Origin of the sequence: Tropicibacter alexandrii (assembly GCF_003667315.2) — a bacterium.
Classification (GTDB): Bacteria; Pseudomonadota; Alphaproteobacteria; order Rhodobacterales; family Rhodobacteraceae; genus Tropicibacter; species Tropicibacter alexandrii.
Map to the genome: position 1 here is coordinate 39,273 of NZ_RCTZ02000012.1, position 19,251 is coordinate 58,523.

Here is a 19,251-nt window from a genome sequence, read left to right on the forward strand (position 1 = left end):
ACATCGACCGCCGGCACCCGGTCCAGCGCGTGGCGCCAATGCGGCGTGCGGTCCTTGTCGATGATCGCCGCTCGGATGCCCTCGAGAAAGTCGCCATGTTCCATGATGCGGAAACTCACCCGGAATTCCAGTTCCAACGCGTCGCGGATCGTCAGGTGTTGTTTCGTCCGCAGCCGGTGGATCATGTCCAGCGCGACCGCCATGGACAGGGGCGCGTTGCGGGAGAGGGACTTGAGCGTCTTTTCCGCAAACGCGCTGCCGTCGTTGCGCAGCAGGTTCAGGATGTCGGTCAGCGTCTCGCCACCGAAGAGGCGGTCGATCTCGGGTTGCTGCGCGGCCAGCGCGCTGTCCGGGGGCCTTTGCGCCGCGTCTTCGATTTCGGCCGGATCACCGGTTTCGCAGAGGCGGGCCTTGAGCGGCTCCCAGCCCTCTTGCGGCACGAAGCTGTCGGCAAAGCCCGCATGGATCGCATCCGCGCCGTCCATGCGCGCTGCGGTCAGGCCCAGATATTCCCCCAACCGCCCCGGAGCCCGCGCCAAAAGGTACGTGCCGCCCACATCCGGCACAAAGCCGATGCCAACCTCGGGCATCGAGACCTGAGTGGTCTCGCAGGTGATGCGGTGGCTGCAATGACCGCCCAGACCCACGCCACCACCCATGACGAAACCGTGCAGGAACGATACGATCGGCTTGGGGTATTCGGCCAGCTTGGCGTTCAGCCGGTACTCGTCGCGCCAGAATTGGCGCCCATAGGCATAGTCGCCGTCCATGCCGGTGCGGTACATCTCGGCGATGTCGCCGCCCGCGCAAAAGGCGCGGTCGCCCGCAGCATCGAGCAGGATCAGCGCGACCGCAGGGTCGTCCCGCCAGCGGTCCAGCGCGTCCTCGATGGCGAGGCACATGTCGTAGGACAGGGCGTTCAGCGCCTTTTCCCGGGTCAGGGTGATGCGCCCGGCGCGGCCTTCGATGCGGATATGGAGGTCTGACATTTGGGAGGTGGTCCTTGCGTTGAGGGCAGGACCGGGGGCGCTGCCCCCGGACCCCCGCGGTATTTTGGGCCAGAAGAAACCGGCGCCGGGTTACCGGGCGAGCATTTGCCGTGCCACGATCAGGCGCATGATCTCGTTCGTGCCTTCGAGGATCTGGTGGACGCGAAGGTCGCGGACCAGCTTTTCGATGCCGTAATCGGCGAGGTAGCCGTAGCCGCCATGCAGTTGCAGGCATTGGTCGACGATGCGGGACCCGGCCTCGGTGACGAATTTCTTGGCCATGGCGCAGAATTTCGTGGCATCGGGCGCGCCGGTGTCCAGCTTCCATGCCGCCTGACGCAGGAAGGTGCGCGCGGCTTGCAGTTCGATTTCCATATCGGCAAGGCGGAATTGCAGGGCTTGAAACTGGTCGATGCTTTGGCCGAATGCCTTGCGTTCGGACATGTATTGCAGCGTCATGTTCAGCGCGGTCTGCGCGGCGCCAAGCGAGCAGGCCGCGATGTTCAGGCGGCCGCCATCCAGCCCCGCCATGGCGTATTTGAAGCCGTGGCCTTCCTCGCCGACCAACGCGTCATGCGGGACGGTACAATCGTCGAACTGGACCTGCCGGGTCGGCTGGCTTTTCCAGCCCATCTTGTCCTCGAGCCCGCCAAAGGACAGGCCGGGCGTGCCGTCCTCGACATATACCGTCGAGATGCCGCGCGGTCCGTCCTCGCCGGTGCGGCACATGACGACATAGGCGTCGGAGTAGCCGCCGCCCGAGATGAACGCCTTCGTCCCGTTGAGCTTATAGCCTTCGTTGGTCTTTTCCGCGCGGGTCTTGAGCGCCGCCGCGTCCGAGCCGCTGCCCGGTTCGGTCAGGCAGTAGGACAGCACGGTTTCAAGGGTCAGGGCCTTGGGCAGGATGCGCGCCTTCATCTCGTCGCTGGCAAAGCTGTCGATCATCCGGGCGCACATGTTGTGGATCGACAGGAAGGCCGCGACCGAGGGGCAGGCCATCGACAGCGCTTCGAAGATCAGCGTGGCGTCGAGCCGGGTCAGACCCGCGCCGCCGGCCTCCTCCGACACGTAGATGCCGCCCAGACCAAGCGTGCCAAGTTCCGGCCAAAGGGTTTTTGGGATGGTGCCCTCGGCTTCCCACTGGCGGGCATGGGGGGCGATGTGCTCTTGCCCGAATGCGTGGGCCATGTCGAAGATGGCGGATTGTTCCTCGGTCAGCGCGAAATCCATCGCAGCTTCCTCCCCAGCTTTAATGAACGCTTGTTCAGATTGTGGCGCAAGGGCGGACCGGATGCAAGCGGGCAGGGTGCAGGGCGGCTTTGCATTTGTGCAAAGCGTCTACGCAAAAGCGGCGGCGTTGTTTGCGTTAACGCGGCACGGACGCGCGGATCACCTCTTCGACGCGCGCCAGCCCCTTGGCATTGTCGAACTTCGCCTCAGCCGTGGCGCGGGCGGCGGCTGCCATGGGGGCGCGGTCTGGCATGTCGAGGATTTCCCCGATCTGTTCGGCGAACCCGGCCTCGTCCCATTCCGCGACCAAAAGCCCGTTTACCCCGTGTTCGACGGCTTCCGGAATCCCCGCATGACGCGTCGACAGGGTGATGCAGCCGCAGGCCAGCGCCTCTTGGATGGCGGTGGGCAGGCCCTCGGTATTGCCGTTCTGGGCGGTGACCGAATGCTGGAGAAACACCTCGGTGGTCAGAAGATGCTGGCGCACCTGATCATGGGGCAGGGCACCGGTAAAGGTCACCTGCTGCGCCACGCCCAACTCCCGCGCCAGCGCACGGCAGTCTTCCAGCAAGGCCCCGTCGCCGATGAAGGTCAGATGCGCGTCACGCCCGGCGGCGGCCTTGGCAAAGGCACGCAAGGTCACCTGCGGTGCCTTCTTTTCCACCATGCGCCCGACCGCCAGAAAGGACCCTGGGCGCTTATCGCCGGGCGCAAAGCGCCGGATGTCCACGCCCGATGGCACCACATGCGCATTGTCATGGCGAATGCCATGGGCTGCGAGGTTGTCCAGCAGGAACTGGCTGACCGAGAACATGCCCGCAAGGCGCGGCATCATCATCCGATAGGACCGCACCCGCTGGCGCGAGCGCAGCGCCGCCGAGGCATCGGTGCCGCGCCAATAGGTAAAGACCGGCAGGCCCAGATCATTGCCAAGCTGCGCCACCACCAGCGCCTGCGTGCCGAACTCCGCGAGGATCACCTCTACGTCCTGCGCGCGCAGAAACGCCGCCAGCGCGCGGCGGTTGTCGCCGAAAGGTAGGCGCGAGGTGCCATGCAGCGCCGCCCCCACCGCCGCCGCAACAGGCGCGCGCAGCTTGTCAGCCACCGTCAACCGCCCGCGCCGTTCGAAGATCGGCTTGCCCAGCGGATCCTCACCGTTGAATCGCCCGGCGATCACGCAGGTCTGCCCGCCGAACATGTGCTCGATATGGCGGTTGATGAAGGTCTCCCCCATCACGAAATAATCCGATGTGGCAATGGCGACTTTCATGAGCCTTCCCCGATCCTGCACCTGCCGGACTTACCGCGCGGCCCCGTGCAAGAAAACCCCGCCCCCGGCTTCTTTTGGCCAAAAATACCGTGGGGGTGAATGGCCGCAGGCCAGAGGGGGCAAAGCCCCCTGATCCGCTACAGATCTGCGTGGAATTCCTCGATCAGGTGCTGCACGACCGCCCGCATCTGGCCATCGTGATCCGCGCCCGCCTGACGCGCCTCGTCCAGAACCGCGCGCTGCCGCGTGGAGGACGTCCCGTTGGCCACGATGTCGCGTGCATTCTCGACCTCGCGCAGGCCGTGCAGGATGCCTGCATCCTCTTCGATCAACTCGATCAACTCGTCGATCAGCTCGACGAAGGGCACGATCTCGGCGCGACCGAAATCGATCAGCCCTTCGGTCACGCCATAGCGTTGCGCGCGCCAGCGGTTCTCGCCGATCAGAAACCGATCATAGATCCTCCAGCGCTGGTTCCTGACCCGCAAACGCCACAGCATCCGCATCAGGGCCTGCGTCAGCGCGGCCAATGTCAGCGCGTCTTCCATGCGCGGCTGCACATCCATGATCCGGCTTTCCAGCGTCGGAAACCGCGCCGAGGGGCGGAGGTCCCACCATATGCGCGAGGAATCCTCGATCACGCCGACATCGATCAGGATCTGGACGGAGCGTTCGTAGTCCTGCCAGTTGTCGAATTGCGGCGGCAGGCCGGTCCGCGGCAGGTTGTCGAAGACCGAGATACGGTAACTGGCGAGTCCCGTATCCTCGCCCTGCCAAAAGGGCGAGGAGGTGGACAGCGCCAGCAGATGCGGCAGGAAATAGCTCGCCTGTCGCATCAGGTCGGCGCGCAACGGGTCGTCGTCCAGACCCACATGCACATGCATGCCGCAGATCAGCATCCGCCGGACGACACCGCCCAGATCGCTTTTCAATTCGTTGTAGCGTTGCTTGTCGGTGTGGTGCTGCTGCTTCCAGTCGGCCTGAGGGTGGCACGAGGCGGCGATGGGCGACAGGTTGTATCGCGCCGCCTGACTGGACACGGTGGCGCGCAGGCGGCGCAAATCCTCGCGTGCTTCGCCGACCGTTTTGCAGGGCTTGGTGCCGATCTCGATCTGGCATTGCAGGAATTCCGGGCTGACCTGACCTTCAAGCTCGGCGGCGCAGGCCTCCATCAGGCCTTCGGGGGCTTCGACAAGGGCGCAGGTGTCCCGGTCGACCAGCAGGTATTCCTCTTCGATTCCGATGGTGAAGTCTGGTTCGCGCATGGCCGGGTTCCTCCGTCTCGTCTCGCCGGTCCTCGCGGTCACGACAGGGCGTCGGGCGAGTCGGCGTCGATCCCGACGAGCCGCATCGCCTCTGGCCATGACCGCGCCGTCAGGATGCCGAAGGCATAATGGCTGTCTGTCATCTGCTGGTACATACGCGCCATTCCGAAATCGGTTTCCGTGGGGCTGAGCAGGACGTAGCGCACCGTGCGGTCCAGTTTCGCCATGTAGGGCACCTTGAAGCGGATCACGCTCATCAGGCTGCTGAAGCCCAGATCGTAGTCATCGACCGCGGTAAGGTCGATGATCTGGTTCTGATCGGGGGAAAACCGGCTCGAGGCGAAATAAGCGGCGGTGCCCTCGTTGATGATGGCCGCATTCAACCGCCCTGAAAATGACAGGACATGAAGCCGATGATCCGGCCAGATTCGTGACTGGTACGCCATATCGCCACCTTGGACTGCATCGACTGTGTCGCGTATCCGTCGGCAGGTCAAATGTTACCGGATGCGCGACTGTACCTTCATCCCCGACGCCGGTGTTGCTGGCAGGCCCGCCGCCGCCGCGAGATGCTGGTTCAACTGCAACATGGTCCGTTCTCGCTGCCCGGCCAGTTGCAGGGCTTCGGATTCATTGCGGGTGATGGTGTAGCGGATGCCGCTGAGCGGTTCGGTCAACTGCTGGATCATCCGCGCCAGTCCAAAGGCGACGTCGCCGGGGGCATGGATGATGCTGTGGGCCGGGGCGTGGAAACTGCCGAAGACGGGCAGCAGGCGTTCGACGGCCATGACGATCCCGGTGAAGCTGGCCGAGATGTCGCCGACTTCCGAGGCCGAGGTCAGCATCGTGTAATTCGGGTCGAACAGCGGGTGATCGACGTAGTCGCGAAAGGCCTGCGCCCCCTCGGCAATCGCCGTATCGCCCCGGATGCGGAAATAAGCTAGGTTTCGGTCAGGAAGGACCGTCAGATCGAAGCTCATGTCTTTCCTCCTCCGGACCGTTGCCGGCCACGTTGTTCCGTAACGTAATGTTAGACGCCGCACCGTGTCTGAGAAGCAAAAATGCGCCGGAAACGGAGCGTGTTCGGACAAAAATTTTCATCTTGGGCAGAAAAAACGCAAAAAACTACTTTAACGTTAGCCGCTCCGCAGCATTCGAGGCGAAGGCGCGAGGGAGCGATTTCCCGTCGGTGCAATCTAGGCGGTATCCAATTGATTTTTAGATGCTAATTCACGTCAGATGCGCCGCATCTTCGGCGCGCAAAATTCCCCGCGCACGTTAGAATTGATTCGGGTTTTGGCCCCGTCAGGGGAATAGTGCCTCTGGAATGCGTCTTTTCATCGGGCTAAACGGCAAGACGCCCGGTCGGGGACCGGGCGTCGCAAGAGGTCTTGGTGGGGCGGGTGGCCTTCAATCCATCGGCTTGAAATTGAACTCGCCGCCGTCCTTGATCCCCGAGAACCAGCGTGCCGTGACGGTCTTGGTCTTGGTGTAGAAGCGGAAGGCATCGGGACCGTACTGGTTCAGGTCGCCAAAGGCCGATTTCTTCCAGCCGCCGAAGGTGTGGTAGGACAGCGGCACCGGAATGGGGAAGTTGATGCCGACCATGCCGACATTCACCCGATGCGCAAAATCGCGCGCGGTGTCGCCATCGGCGGTGAAGATCGCCGTGCCGTTGCCATAGGGGTTGTCGATCACCAGCTTCAGCGCGTCCTCGTAGCTGTCGGCGCGGACTTGGCTCAGCACCGGGCCAAAGATCTCTTCCTTGTAGATCTCCATGTCCGGGGTCACGTTGTCGAACAGCGACGGGCCGACGAAAAAGCCGTTCTCGTAGCCTTGCAGTTCGAACCCGCGCCCGTCGACCAGCAGATCGGCGCCCTGTTCCACGCCAGAGGCGATCAGGCCTTCGATACGCTGCTTGGACTGGGCGGTGATAACGGGGCCGTAATCCACGTCGTCGCCACCGGTATAGGGGCCGACCTTCAGCTTTTCGACCTTGGGCAGCAGCCGCTCGATCAGACCGTCGGCGGTTTCCTTGCCCACGGGCACGGCCACCGAAATCGCCATGCAGCGTTCGCCCGCCGCGCCGAAACCGGCACCGACCAGCGCATCGGCGGCCTTGTCCAGATCGGCATCGGGCATGATGATCATGTGGTTCTTGGCGCCACCGAAACACTGCGCCCGCTTGCCGTTGGTCGCGGCACGGCCATAGATATACTGTGCGATCGGGGTCGAGCCGACAAAGCCCACGGCCTGCACGGTTTCGTTGTCCAGAATCGCGTCGACCACTTCCTTGTCGCCGTTGACGACCTGCAGCACGCCATCGGGCAGACCGGCTTCTTTCAGCAATTCCGCCAGACGCAGCGAGGTCGAGGGGCAGCGCTCGGAGGGTTTCAGGATCATCGCGTTGCCGCAGGACAGGGCCGGGGCCATCTTCCACAGCGGGATCATCGCGGGGAAGTTGAAGGGCGTGATGCCCGCAACCACACCCAGCGGCTGGCGCATGGAATAGAGGTCGATGCCCGGGCCGCCATCATCGGTGAACTCACCCTTGAGCATCGCGGGCGCGCCCATGCAGACCTCGACGACTTCGAGCCCGCGCTGCACGTCGCCGCGACCGTCGGGTAGGGTCTTGCCATGCTCGCGGCTGACCAGCTCGGCCAGTTCGTCCATGTGCTCGTTGATGAGCGCACCGAACTTCATCATCACCCGGGCGCGGCGCTGCGGGTTGGTGTTGGCCCATGCGATCTGCGCCTCGGCGGCGGAGGCTACGGCAGCGTTCAACTCCTCGACCGTGGCCAGCGGCACTTTGGCCTGCACTTCGCCGGTGGCGGGGTTGAAGACATCGGTGAAACGACCCGACGTGCCCTTGACGTGTTGGCCGTTGATCCAGTGCGTGAGTTCGGACATGCGACTCCTCCTTTTGTGATTGCGCGGAGCGTACTCTTGCAAAAATGCGCCGCACAGGGGAAATGTAGCAAAGGGGTTTTGCAATTTTGCGGGGATGGTATGGCCGAAAGCTGGGATGATTTGCGGATTTTCCTTGCCGTGGCGCGGGGCGAAAGCCTGTCGGCGGCGGGGCGCGTCCTGCGGATGGACCCGGCCACCGTCGGGCGGCGCGTGGCGCGGTTGGAGCAATCCATGGGCGCGCCCTTGTTTGCGAAATCGGCGCAGGGCTATGCCCTGACCGAGGCAGGCACGCGGCTCATCGCGCATGCCGAAGCGGCAGAGCAAGCGTTTTCGCTTGCGTCCGAGGCGGTGCGCGGGCGGTCCGAAGGGTTGTCGGGGCAGATCCGCATCGGGGCGCCGGACGGCTGCGCGAATTTCCTGCTGCCACAGGTCTGCGCGCGCATCAGCGAGGCCAACCCGGATCTGGAGGTGCAGATCGTCGCCTTGCCGCGCGTGGTGAACCTGTCCCGGCGCGAGGCGGACATGGCCATCGCCGTCAGCCCGCCTACGGCGGGGCGGCTTTTGGTGCAGAAAATCACCGATTATCGGCTGCATCTTGCGGCAAGTGCCGATTATCTTGCGTCAAGTGCCCCCATCCGCAGCCGAGAAGACCTGCGCCATCACCGACTGGTGGGGTACATCCCCGACATGATTTTCGACAAGGAACTGGATTATCTGTCGGATCTGGGCGTGGCGCGGGTGCCGCTGGCCTCCAACTCGGTCTCGGTGCAATTCCACTGGCTTAGGCAAGGGGCCGGACTGGGCATCGTTCATGATTTCGCGCTGCCCGCCGCACCGGGACTGAAACTGGTCCTGACCCACGAGGTCAGCCTGATCCGGTCCTTCTACCTCGTGCGGCACGCGGATGATCGCCGTCTCGAACGCATGAACCGCTTTGCCGAGGCGCTCACCCATGGCATGCGCAGCGAATTGGCGCGGCTGGAGGGGCTTGCCGGGGGGTGATCGTTTCCCGCCGTTCATCCCTTTGTTTCACTTGACAGATTGTCGCGCACGGGTCGAAGCTGGAAGAACACAGGCGCTACAAGGAGGCCCGACATGCAAGTCCAGCAGATTCTCAGAAGCAAGGGAACCGACGGGGTCTACACGGTCAAACCCGGCACCACGGTGGCAGATGCGGCCAAGATCCTCGCGGAAAAGCGGATCGGGACGGTGGTGATCTCGTCTGACGGGGTCAAGGCCGAGGGGATCCTGTCGGAGCGCGACATCGTGCGCGAGCTTGCGAAACGCGGTGGCGCCTGTCTGGAGGCGATGGTGGACGATTACATGACGTCCGACCTGATCACCTGTACGCTGTCGGACCGTGCCGACGACGTGCTTGCCAAGATGACCGAAGGGCGGTTTCGCCACATGCCGGTTGTCGAAGACGGCAACATGGTCGGCCTCGTTACCATCGGCGACGTGGTCAAGGCGCGGCTCAGCGAACTGGCCATGGAAAAGAACGCGCTCGAAGGCATGATCATGGGGCATTGACCGCGTAGCGCGGTTCTGGTGGCCAAGATTCTGCGCTTGCAAATTTCCGCGCAATAATGTTGCGTGCCGGGAAATAACGACCAAGAGGGGGACCCCCCATGCGCATCGGCCTGTATCCCGGCACCTTCGATCCCATCACCTTGGGCCATATCGACATCATCCGCCGGGGGGCCATGCTGGTCGACCGGCTGGTGATCGGCGTGGCGATCAATCGGGACAAGGGGCCTCTGTTTTCACTCGAAGAGCGTGTCGCCATGATCGAGGCGGAGTGCTGCAAGCTGTCCGAGGAAACCGGCACCGAGATCATCGCACACCCGTTCGAGAATCTGCTGATCGATTGCGCCCGCGATGTCGGCGCGCAGGTGATCGTGCGCGGGCTGCGGGCCGTGGCGGATTTCGAGTATGAATTCCAGATGGTTGGCATGAACCGCGCGCTCGACAAGTCGGTCGAGACGGTGTTCCTGATGGCCGAGGCCCAGCATCAGGCCATCGCGTCCAAGCTGGTCAAGGAAATCGCCCGGCTGGGCGGCGATGTGAGCAAATTCGTGACGCCGCCGGTGCACAAGGCGCTGGTCGAACGCTTCGGCTGATCCGGGGCGCGCGGCCCAGCCGCGGCTTGGACGCGGTCAGGCATAAGACAAGGGCGCGCCGGGAAAGCGCGCCCTTGGTCCGGTGGCGGCTGTCAGCGACCGTACACCGTTTCGTGGGCGATCCGGGGCAGGTCATCGGGCACAAGCCCGAGATCAAAGCTCAGATCCTGCAACTCGCGCAAGGTGCGGCGATATTGCTGATGCCTTGCAAGGCGGGTGCGCAAATTGTCGAACATGATGCCGCCTTTATGCGCCATAGACAGCCGTGCGCGCGATGCGCGGGAAGTCGGCCGGAGCAAAGTCGAGATCGGCAGCAACGTCGCGCGGCATGGCGCGCAGTTCTGCAAGGGTGCGGTTGTAGCGGGCGCGTTTTTCAAGACGCGAACGAAGCGATGTGAACATGGTCGCGGTCCTTTCCGGTGGGTCTGTTCGTTTCCGTTGCCGCCAACATGGGGCATGCTGCGGTGCAGAACAATTGTCGGGAAGGTCTTGCGACCATGCAGGAACTGCATGGCTTTGTTTACCCACTGTTCAGGGTTTGATCGTGAAATCCCCGCCATCCGCCGGGCTGGGGATGTGGATGGCATAGTCCTGCGGCTTTGATCCGACGCAGACGAAGTCGATGGTCAGGTCCTGCGCCCGCATCTGGCGCGGTTCCAACTGGCGGGCGATGTCGCTGGCATTGAGCAGGCGCCAATGCGCCTCGCCATAGGTGCGGTGGACGATGTGATAATCCGACCCGCAGGTCTTGGCCGCCTGATCGCGGCAGCGTTGGTCGGGCGTGCCGATGCGGACGGGACTGTTCAGCACATGGATATCCGGCTCGACCAAGCAACTGGCCTGATACAGCACCGTGTCACGGTGGTAATCCACCGGCACGGCCACGCCCCGGGTGACGATCGGATCGCAGGCGGGCAGGGCCAGCACCGCACAGGCGCAGAACAGTCGTTTCATCAAGGGTCTCCTGCAAAGGCAAACAGCCCGGCCGTATCGACCGGGCTGCGTCAGACCCTAAGGCAGGATGGTTTACAGAAGCTTTCCCATCGCCACGGCGGTGTCGCTCATCCGGTTGGAGAAGCCCCATTCGTTGTCATACCACGTCAGGATGCGCACCATCGTGCCCTCCATCACCTTGGTCTGGTCGCAATGGAAGATCGAGGAATGCGAGTCGTGGTTGAAATCGACGCTGACCAGCTTCTTGTCGGTATAGCCGAGGACGCCCTTGAGCGGGCCATCGGCGGCGGCGCGGATGGCGGCGTTGACCTCGTCCACCGTGGTGTCGCGCGCGGCCTCGAAGGTCAGGTCGACGACCGACACGTTCGGCGTGGGCACGCGGATCGCGACGCCGTCGAGCTTGCCGTTGAGTTCCGGCAGCACCAGACCCACGGCCTTGGCCGCGCCGGTCGAGGTCGGGATCATGCTCAGCGCCGCAGCGCGGGCGCGGTAGAGATCCTTGTGCATGGTGTCCAGCGTCGGCTGGTCGCCGGTATAGCTGTGGATCGTGGTCATGAAGCCCTTGACGATCCCGATCTCATCGTTGAGCACCTTCACCACCGGCGACAGGCAGTTGGTGGTGCAGGAGGCGTTCGATACGATCACGTCGTCCTTGGTCAGCACGTCATGGTTCACGCCGTAGACTATGGTCTTGTCCGCATCGGTGCCGGGCGCCGAGATCAGCACGCGCTTGGCGCCGGTCGATAGGTGCGGCTGGCACTTTTCCTTGGAGGTGAAGATGCCGGTGCATTCCATGATGACGTCGACATCGCCCCAGGGCAGGTCGGCGGGGTTGCGGATGGCGGTCACCTTGATCGGGCCGCGGCCCACGTCGATCCAGTCGTCACCTGCGGTGACCTCGACCGGAAAGCGGCCATGCACGCTGTCATATTGCAGCAGGTGGGCGTTGGTCTCGACCGGGCCGAGATCGTTGATGGCGATCACCTCGATATCGGTGCGACCGGATTCGATGATGGCGCGCAGCACGTTGCGACCGATGCGACCGAACCCGTTGATGGCGACTTTGACACTCATGGCGCTTCCCCTTTCGTGGCGGCATTGCCCTGTCTGATTTGTTAACGCTAACAATCACCAGTGTGATGAAAAGTCAACCCGACGGAAGGGCAGCCGTTCCTTTCAGCGCCTCAAATGTGACGGTGGGCGGGCACGCGGTTTCCGATAGGGGTCAACGCCAGAAGGCGATCCAGTCGAGCAGCCAGAACATCTTCTTGCCGAGATAGATCATATGATCGGAGCCGAACATCACGATGTCCACGCCGATCCCCAACAGGATCAGCGCCCCAAGAACAACGGCCAGCGAATTGGTCATGACGTGCTCCGGAAAGGTCCGCACCCTTGATGACAGAGGGGCAGGGCGCTGTCACGGCCCTCGCGTGACGTTTTCAGGGCCGCGCGTCAGCGCGTCCGCAGGGCGAGGATCCAGAGGATCACCAGCAGCGCCGAGGCAAAGACGTTGTAATTGGCCATCGACAGGCCGAACAGCTCCCACGGGATTTCGTCGCAGCGCACCAGCGGCGCGGCTTCGATCTGGGCGATCAGGTCGTCGACCGACAGGTTCCCGATCGGATTGGACGTGCAGGTATCCGGGCCCTCGAAAACGCCCCGCTCGACCCCGCTGTGGTAGATCGCGACGATCATGGAGGACAGCGCGCCAAGCCCCCCCAGCCCAATGATCAGCCGGATCGGGATCAGCAGGCCGACGGCCCCCGCCACCATCGAGGCGACATGGCCGTAGCGCTGCCAATAGCACATCTTGCAGGGGGGCATGTCGCCGATGAACTGAAAGCCGAGCGCCCCTAGCAGGAGCGCGGCAGAGCCAGCCGCAGCCAGCGCGATATATAGTCGTCTTGTCAGGGTCATAGGAACTTCAGCAGGTAGAAACCGCCCAACAGGAGCACGATGAACGCGGCGAAGACAAGCCCAAGGTAGCGCTCGATGAAGTCACGAATTGGTGCGCCGAACAGGCGCAGCAGCCCGGCGACGATGAAGAACCGTCCGGCGCGGGCGATGATCGAGGTGATGACGAAGGTCGCGATCGGCATGCCAGTCCAGCCCGACATGATCGTGATGACCTTGTAGGGAAAGGGGGTCAGCCCCGCGACCAGCACCGCCCAGAACCCCACGCCGTTGAACTTCTCGTTGAAGGCGGCCATGGCGTCGCCCTTGCCCATCGCCTCAAGGATCGGCTGTCCGAGGCTGTCGTAGAAGAAGGCGCCTATGGCATATCCCAGAAGCCCGCCCAGCACCGACGACACGGTGGCCACCAACGCGATCAGCCAAGCCCGGCGCGGATTCGCCAGCACCATCGGGATCATCAGCACATCCGGCGGGATCGGAAAGACCGAGCTTTCGATGAACGACACGAAGGCCAGCACCCACAGCGCATTCCGGGTTTCGGCCTGGGCCATGGTCCAGTCATAGAGGCGACGCAGCATCGGCAAGTTCCCCGGTTTCGACGCTGGCGTCAGAGCATGCGGGGGCTGTGGGGTCAAGGCAAGGAAAGCCTCTTTACGCGGGCTTTTCCGGACGCTAGAGAGTCGGCAGGAAGCCCGAGTGGCGGAATGGTAGACGCAGGGGATTCAAAATCCCCCGGCCGCAAGGTCATGTCGGTTCGAGTCCGACCTCGGGTACCAAGGCTTTCCCAGACATGTCGGCGATCGGTGCCCGCACGCGAAGCCATTCGGACCGGGCCGAGCGATGCACATCCCCGTCGATGCGGGCTTTCCCAACGAACGGCGCCGTGCCAGTGTGGCGGCATGACACGGATGACCACGCTTGCGGGGCATGACCCCGCGCCCTTTGCCTTTGGCGCGATGCAATTCGGCGGCGGTGCCGACCGGGCGGCCAGCGCCGCGATGTACGATGCCTGCCGCGCGGCGGGCTTGCGGCACTTCGACACCGCTTGGACCTATACCGGCGGCGACTCCGAACGCATCCTCGGGGCGCTGTGCGCCGCCGAGCGCGACGAGGTCTTTGTCGCGACCAAGGTGGGGTACACGGGCGGTGCCTCCGAGGCCAATATCCGTGGGCAGGTCGATGAAAGCCGCGCGCGGCTGAAGATGGATGTCATCGACCTTCTCTACATGCACCGGTTCGATGACGACACGCCGCTAGAGATCACGGTCGAAACGCTGGCGCGCTTGCAGTCGGACGGTGTCATTCGCCATATCGGCGTATCGAACTACGCCGCTTGGCAGGTCATGAAGGCCGCATGCATCGCGGCCCGCTTCGGCACGCGGATCGACGCGATCCAGCCGATGTACAACCTCGTCAAGCGTCAGGCCGAGGTCGAACTGCTGCCGATGTGCAAGTCCGAAGCGATCACCCCGGTCTGCTATTCCCCCTTGGGCGGCGGCCTGCTGACGGGCAAGTACGCGGCCGGGGGAAGTGGCCGCCTGACCGAGGATCAACGCTATGCCGCGCGGTACGGGCAGGCGCCCATGCATGACGCGGCACGGGGGCTGGTCGACATCGCGCGCGAGGTCGGCGTCGATCCGGCGACCCTGGCCGTGGCCTGGGTGGCGGCGCATGACGCGCAGCCGGTGCCGATCCTGTCGGCGCGCTCGGCTGCGCAATTGGCGCCATCGCTGGACGGGATGCGATTCGAGATGGGGGCCGATCTCTATGCGCGGCTGGCGGGCCTGATGATGGCACCGCCCCCCGCCACGGACCGTATCGAAGAGGCCTGACGGCAATGCGGGCGGGTCCCGTCCGCAATGCCCCGGCGCGCGACGCGCGCCCTAGGCGGCGAGGTCGCTGAGGCCCGACAGCGCCGTTGCCATGCCCAGCAGCAGGGTCATCATGAGCGCGGCAATCAGTTGCTCGCTGCGCGTGAAGCTCGGGACATGCGCCACGGTCATCATCGCGGTCAGGCCAAACGCCCCGTAGGCGGATAGACTCAGGGTCATGAGCATGAAGCTGAGCATTCTTGGCAGTCCCCATCTGCAAGGTCGATTTCGAAGTTTTCTCGCCGTATGGTAGATTCCAGATTATTAACGAAGTCTTTAAAGGGGTGAAATCTCCGGAAAATCCTTGGACAGGATTGATCCTGTCGGCAAACCGGGCTCCCCTGAGACGAATTTGCAGCGCCGCCCCGGCGCTATTGGCCAATTTGGAAGGACAGGACATGGCGGTAATTCCCGGAACCACAGGCGATGACAGTCTCGACGGAACGGTGCTGGACGACACCATCACCGGCGATGACGGCAACGACACCCTGTTCGGCGATGACGGCAATGACATGGTGGCCGGGGGCAATCAGGACGACCTCGTCCGAGGCGGCGCCGGGGACGATACGGTGCGCGGCGGGCTGGGCGCCGACACGATCAATGGTGGCGCGGGCAACGACCTGATCCTCCAAAGCGCGGACGGTGCGGCCAACGAGATCAATGGCGGCACCGAGACCGACACGCTCGACCTGAGCGCCGCGACCGCCACGTGGACGGGGCTGGGTAATCTGTTAACCACGCCGAACGGCACCTCGCTGACGGTCAGCACGGTCGAGGTTTTCCTCTTCGGCGCCGGGGACGACAGCGTGAACCTGTTCGGCTACACCGATGGACCGGTGACGGTCATGGGTGGGGCGGGCGCCGATACCATCACCGGCACCATCCTCGATGACGAGATCTGGCAAGAGACCGGCGCCGGCAGCATCAACGGCCATGACGGTAACGACACGCTGCATGGCAGCACCGATGGCGGCGACACGATCCATGGCGGCAATGGCGATGACGTGCTGGTGGCGCATGCGGACGGGCTGGTGCAGACGCTCGAGGGCTTTGCCGACAATGACACCTTCCTGCTGGAGGATGCGGATTTCGACGTCTCGCAGATGATCTTTGACGGCGGCGCGGGTGATGACAGCATCGTTTTTGCGGATGGCACGGATGGCGCGTCCTTCGATCTGACCGCCACGACCCTGACCGAAATCGAAGGTCTGTATTTCGAAGAGGTCGGCCCCTTCGTCGATGTCACGGCCGAATTCGACATCGGCCAGTTCACGAACGGCTTGATCTTCGACCCGTTGACCGAGGTGCGCGGCAACGATGACGAGGGATCGACCGAGGTGATCCTGATCACCGGCACGGGCGGCGGGGCGGATCTGGACCGGTGGCAGTTCTTCGATTGGGGCGGGCAGGGCGACCACGTGCATTTCCTTTTGGGCGACGGGGTGGATCAGGTCACGGGATCGCAGATGGACGACCTGTTCGACCTGTTCGACGGCGATGACCGGGTCTGGGGCACCCATGGCAACGACACGATCCATGGCGGGCTTGGGTATGACCGGCTGATGTACAGCAACTTCGGTGCGGCCATTACGCTGGATGTTGCGGCGGGTACGATGACCGGGGCGGGCTACACCCAGACCTTCGACGGGATCGAACAGTTTCATGGCGGCGCCTTTGGTGACGTGATCACGGCCAGCGGAGCGACCGAGGCGGTCATCGTCCTCGCCGAGGGTGGCGCGGATTCGCTGGTCGGCAGCGACCATAACGACTATCTCGATGGCGGCTTTTCCGCCGACACGATCGAAGGCGGGCTGGGAGATGACGTGCTGGTCGGTGGTTATGGCGACGACCTGCTGGATGGTGGCAGCGGCACCGACTGGGCCTACTACCTCGGCTTCGGGGGCGGCATCACGGTCAGCCTGCTGGTGGCCGGGGCGCAATATACCGGCGCAGGCGGCACCGACACGCTGATCAGCATCGAGAACCTGTACGGAGCCAGCTACAACGACCATCTGACCGGCACCACGGGCGACAACCAGCTCTGGGGGCAGAACGGCAATGACACGATGATCGGGCTGGGCGGTGATGATACGCTGAATGGCTGGTTCGACAATGACAACCTGATCGGCGGCGCCGGGCAGGACAGCCTCAATGGCGGAGATGGCCGGGACGTGCTGTTGGGCGGTCTCGACAATGACACGCTCGAAGGCGGCGACGGCAATGACCAGCTGCGCGGCGATGCCGGGCAGGACTGGATGAGCGGCGGTCTGGGGCGCGACATCCTGATCGGGGGCGAGTTCATCGGCGGGGTCGCCGTGGGCGACAACCAGACCGACACCTTCTTCTATCACGACATCGCCGAGTCCGCCGTGGGCGGCAGCACCCGCGACACGATCCGTGATTTCGAGGTGAATATCGACGTGATCGACCTGTCGGGCATTGATGCCGACCAGTCCACCGCCGGGGTCGACGATGCCTTTACCTTCATCGGCACATCGGCCTTCACCGGGACGGTGGGCGAGCTGCGCTTTTTCAACACCGCGCTCAGCACCGTCGTGCGGGCGGATGTGGATGGCGACGGGAATGCCGATTTCGAGATCCTGATGAACGGCGTTCTGGCGCTGGACGCGGGCGATTTCGTGCTGTGACGGGATTTGCCAAAACACGCCAAAGGTGATTGTGTCGCCAAGACAGGGTTCTTGGGGGCACGACATGGCGATCTTTACAGGTACCACCGGCAACGACACCTATGCCGGGACACCCGACGCAGACACCATCACCGGTGACGAAGGCAATGACACGCTGTTCGGCGCAGGTGGCAGCGACCTGATCTACGGCGACCTGCCCGCCAGCGGCGAAGGCATGGACGAACTCTACGGCGAGGCCGGGGAGGACACGATCTATGCCGGGGGCTGGGATGACACCGTCGATGGCGGCGCGGGCAGCGATCTGCTGGATGGCGGCGATCAGGATTTCTTCGATACGCTTACCTATGCCAGCGCCGGGAACGCGCTGGCTCTGGATGTGCTGACGGGGCAGGCGACGGTCGGGCTCGACACCGACACCTTCTCGAATTTCGAAGCCTTCATCGGAACGGGTTTCGGCGACGTGATCTCGGCCTCCGGGCTGACGACCGGCGTGCGGCTGGACGGGGCGGGCGGTGCCGACAGCCTGACGGGGGGCGACGGGCACGATCACCTGATCGGCGGCTTCTCTGCGGATACGCTGGCCGGGGGACTGGGCGACGACACGCTGGACGGCGGCTATGGCGATGACCTGATCCAAGGCGGCGAAGGCTCCGATACGGCGGTCTATACGGGCTTTGGCGGCGGGATCACCGTCAACCTGCTGCTGAGCACGGCGCAATATACCGGCGGCGCGGGCACCGATACGCTGAGCGGCATCGAGAACCTGACGGGCGGCGCGTATAACGACCGCTTCACCGGCTCCACCGGCGACAATTTCATGCAGATGGGGGCAGGCTCGGACACCGTGGTGGGGCTGGGCGGCCGTGACACGATCTATGGCAATGCCGGGAACGACAACCTCAATGGTGGCGCGGGCAATGACACCCTGACCGGCAACGAGGGCCGCGACGTGCTGCTGGGCGGTGCCGATGACGATTTCCTGCTGGGCGGGGACGAGAACGACCAGCTGCGCGGCGGCACCGGTGCGGATGTGCTGGTGGGCGGCGATGGGCGCGACATCCTGATCGGGGGCGATTATGTCGGCGGCGGCTTTCCCGGCGATGGCGAAGTCGACGTGTTCGATTTCAACTACGTCGCCGAAAGCGCGCCCGGCGGCGCCACCCGCGACACGATCCGCGATTTTGAGGTGGGCATCGACCTGTTCGATGTCTCGACCATCGACGCCGATGACGGGTTGACGCCCGAGGATACGGGGTTCGATTTCATCGGGACGGCGCAGTTCAGCGGCACCGCGGGCGAGCTGCGTTATTTCACCACCGCCGCCAGCACCGTGGTGCGCGCCGATGTCGACGGGGACGGTATCGCGGATTTCGAAGTGCTGATGAACGGGGTCATGACCCTGAGCGAGAGCGACTTCGTCCTGTAGGGGACAAGGTAAACCCAACCTTGCGAAGGTGGGGCAGAGCCAAGGCGCAGGATCGCGGCGGCTCTGCCCCATTTGATTAGAATGATTCGGGATATCTTTACCGCTTTCCGGGAGCTTGTAGATCAATCCTCGTGGTTGCGGGGTATTAGTTCACGCTGCGGAACAAAGCGCGAAAGACCGGCACAGGGCTGCCCGAATTCGGCGGCGACATTCGGGCAGCCCTTGTTTTGTTGCGCCTCTGGCGACAAACCCTGCGCTGAATCGCTTGGGAATCCCTGAAATCCGGTAATTCACCGATCAGAACATGGTTAAATGTTTCTTAATCGGAAACTCCTTCGGGCTAAGTTCCGGGGATACAAGGCATAATCGGCCGTCTTTCTGGCGGGAATCCGGCGCTGGCTGCCCGGTTTTCGCCAGATTCTCCTTCCCGGATGCCGTGCTTCATGTATTAATAAATTCAAGCCCAACTGGGGGGTGAAGACTGCTGGCCACGGGGGCGGCCGCTGAACTGTCAGGCATCCGGACGGATGCGAAAGGGAAGCGAGGCGCGAGAAGCGCGCCGTGCCGTACGAGGGCATCTTCGTCCACGCAAAAGACGTGGGCAGAGGCAGACCGCGATCCTTTCGCACCGAACATACAGGCCTGACGAGC

20 protein-coding genes, 1 tRNA gene and 1 pseudogene are annotated in these 19,251 nt (G+C 63.7%); 7 read left to right on the forward strand and 15 right to left on the reverse strand.

The features are described 5' to 3' along the window. Positions 1-23: 23 nt before the first annotated feature. From D8Z78_RS25000 to D8Z78_RS15500, 7 genes and pseudogenes are all read right to left on the reverse strand, one after another. Positions 24-989 (reverse strand): annotated as a pseudogene (locus tag D8Z78_RS25000) (enoyl-CoA hydratase/isomerase family protein); the annotation flags it as partial. A gap of 90 nt (positions 990-1,079) precedes the next feature. After that, positions 1,080-2,219, reverse strand: a complete 1,140-nt coding sequence (locus D8Z78_RS15475; protein ID WP_121631806.1) for an acyl-CoA dehydrogenase family protein — start codon at positions 2,217-2,219, stop codon at positions 1,080-1,082. A gap of 136 nt (positions 2,220-2,355) precedes the next feature. Further along, entirely contained in the window at positions 2,356-3,489 is a 1,134-nt protein-coding gene (locus D8Z78_RS15480; protein ID WP_121631807.1) for a glycosyltransferase, read from the reverse strand. A gap of 137 nt (positions 3,490-3,626) precedes the next feature. Next, the gene (locus D8Z78_RS15485) at positions 3,627-4,754 is read right to left on the reverse strand and encodes a carboxylate-amine ligase (RefSeq protein WP_121631808.1); all 1,128 of its coding nucleotides are present in this window, start codon (positions 4,752-4,754) and stop codon (positions 3,627-3,629) included. A 38-nt stretch (positions 4,755-4,792) separates the two neighbouring features. Then, entirely contained in the window at positions 4,793-5,137 is a 345-nt protein-coding gene (locus D8Z78_RS15490; protein WP_121631809.1) for a hypothetical protein, read from the reverse strand. Between the two features lie 117 nt (positions 5,138-5,254). After that, positions 5,255-5,734: a hypothetical protein gene (locus tag D8Z78_RS15495; protein ID WP_121631810.1), complete on the reverse strand. Its 480-nt coding sequence runs from the start codon at positions 5,732-5,734 to the stop codon at positions 5,255-5,257. 430 nt (positions 5,735-6,164) lie between these two features. Beyond that, complete coding sequence (locus D8Z78_RS15500) at positions 6,165-7,664, reverse strand: CoA-acylating methylmalonate-semialdehyde dehydrogenase (protein WP_121631811.1); 1,500 nt, start codon at positions 7,662-7,664, stop codon at positions 6,165-6,167. Between the two features lie 99 nt (positions 7,665-7,763). Here D8Z78_RS15500 and D8Z78_RS15505 point away from each other — a divergent pair, with 99 nt between their 5' ends. From D8Z78_RS15505 to coaD, 3 genes are all read left to right on the forward strand, one after another. After that, the gene (locus D8Z78_RS15505) at positions 7,764-8,666 is read left to right on the forward strand and encodes a LysR family transcriptional regulator (RefSeq protein ID WP_121631812.1); all 903 of its coding nucleotides are present in this window, start codon (positions 7,764-7,766) and stop codon (positions 8,664-8,666) included. 93 nt (positions 8,667-8,759) lie between these two features. After that, entirely contained in the window at positions 8,760-9,194 is a 435-nt protein-coding gene (locus D8Z78_RS15510; protein WP_121631813.1) for a CBS domain-containing protein, read from the forward strand. A gap of 98 nt (positions 9,195-9,292) precedes the next feature. Continuing rightward, a complete protein-coding gene (gene coaD, locus D8Z78_RS15515) occupies positions 9,293-9,784 on the forward strand; it encodes a pantetheine-phosphate adenylyltransferase (protein WP_121631814.1) in 492 nt (163 codons plus the stop codon). Between the two features lie 92 nt (positions 9,785-9,876). On the opposite strand, the gene D8Z78_RS24655 is transcribed toward coaD, so the two are convergent. From D8Z78_RS24655 to D8Z78_RS15535, 7 genes are all read right to left on the reverse strand, one after another. Beyond that, the gene (locus tag D8Z78_RS24655; RefSeq protein WP_164932981.1) at positions 9,877-10,020 is read right to left on the reverse strand and encodes a DUF1127 domain-containing protein; all 144 of its coding nucleotides are present in this window, start codon (positions 10,018-10,020) and stop codon (positions 9,877-9,879) included. 10 nt (positions 10,021-10,030) lie between these two features. Then, positions 10,031-10,186, reverse strand: coding sequence for a hypothetical protein (locus D8Z78_RS24660; protein ID WP_164932982.1), 156 nt, complete (start codon positions 10,184-10,186; stop codon positions 10,031-10,033). A gap of 129 nt (positions 10,187-10,315) precedes the next feature. Continuing rightward, the gene (locus D8Z78_RS15520) at positions 10,316-10,738 is read right to left on the reverse strand and encodes a hypothetical protein (protein WP_121631815.1); all 423 of its coding nucleotides are present in this window, start codon (positions 10,736-10,738) and stop codon (positions 10,316-10,318) included. Between the two features lie 72 nt (positions 10,739-10,810). Beyond that, positions 10,811-11,812 carry a type I glyceraldehyde-3-phosphate dehydrogenase gene (gap, locus tag D8Z78_RS15525; protein WP_121631816.1) on the reverse strand — a complete coding sequence of 334 codons (1,002 nt, stop codon included), beginning with the start codon at positions 11,810-11,812 and terminating at the stop codon, positions 10,811-10,813. A 151-nt stretch (positions 11,813-11,963) separates the two neighbouring features. After that, positions 11,964-12,107 carry a hypothetical protein gene (locus tag D8Z78_RS24665; RefSeq protein ID WP_164932983.1) on the reverse strand — a complete coding sequence of 48 codons (144 nt, stop codon included), beginning with the start codon at positions 12,105-12,107 and terminating at the stop codon, positions 11,964-11,966. A gap of 86 nt (positions 12,108-12,193) precedes the next feature. Continuing rightward, the gene (locus D8Z78_RS15530) at positions 12,194-12,658 is read right to left on the reverse strand and encodes a disulfide bond formation protein B (protein WP_121631817.1); all 465 of its coding nucleotides are present in this window, start codon (positions 12,656-12,658) and stop codon (positions 12,194-12,196) included. Continuing rightward, positions 12,655-13,233, reverse strand: coding sequence for a YqaA family protein (locus D8Z78_RS15535; protein ID WP_121631818.1), 579 nt, complete (start codon positions 13,231-13,233; stop codon positions 12,655-12,657). The genes D8Z78_RS15530 and D8Z78_RS15535 overlap by 4 nt, the downstream gene beginning before the upstream one ends. A gap of 112 nt (positions 13,234-13,345) precedes the next feature. Here D8Z78_RS15535 and D8Z78_RS15540 point away from each other — a divergent pair. After that, positions 13,346-13,431, forward strand: a tRNA-Leu gene (locus D8Z78_RS15540). 123 nt (positions 13,432-13,554) lie between these two features. After that, positions 13,555-14,487 carry an aldo/keto reductase gene (locus D8Z78_RS15545; RefSeq protein WP_121631819.1) on the forward strand — a complete coding sequence of 311 codons (933 nt, stop codon included), beginning with the start codon at positions 13,555-13,557 and terminating at the stop codon, positions 14,485-14,487. A 51-nt stretch (positions 14,488-14,538) separates the two neighbouring features. On the opposite strand, the gene D8Z78_RS24670 is transcribed toward D8Z78_RS15545, so the two are convergent. Then, positions 14,539-14,712 (reverse strand): hypothetical protein, encoded by a 174-nt coding sequence (locus D8Z78_RS24670; RefSeq protein ID WP_206169696.1) that lies wholly within the window; start codon positions 14,710-14,712, stop codon positions 14,539-14,541. Positions 14,713-14,924: 212 nt separating this feature from the next. Between D8Z78_RS24670 and D8Z78_RS15550 the strand changes: the two genes are divergently transcribed. Next, positions 14,925-17,174, forward strand: a complete 2,250-nt coding sequence (locus tag D8Z78_RS15550; protein ID WP_121631821.1) for a calcium-binding protein — start codon at positions 14,925-14,927, stop codon at positions 17,172-17,174. 64 nt (positions 17,175-17,238) lie between these two features. Continuing rightward, on the forward strand, positions 17,239-18,600 hold the full coding sequence (locus D8Z78_RS15555; protein ID WP_121631822.1) for a calcium-binding protein: 1,362 nt from the start codon (positions 17,239-17,241) through the stop codon (positions 18,598-18,600). Positions 18,601-19,251 lie beyond the last annotated feature (651 nt).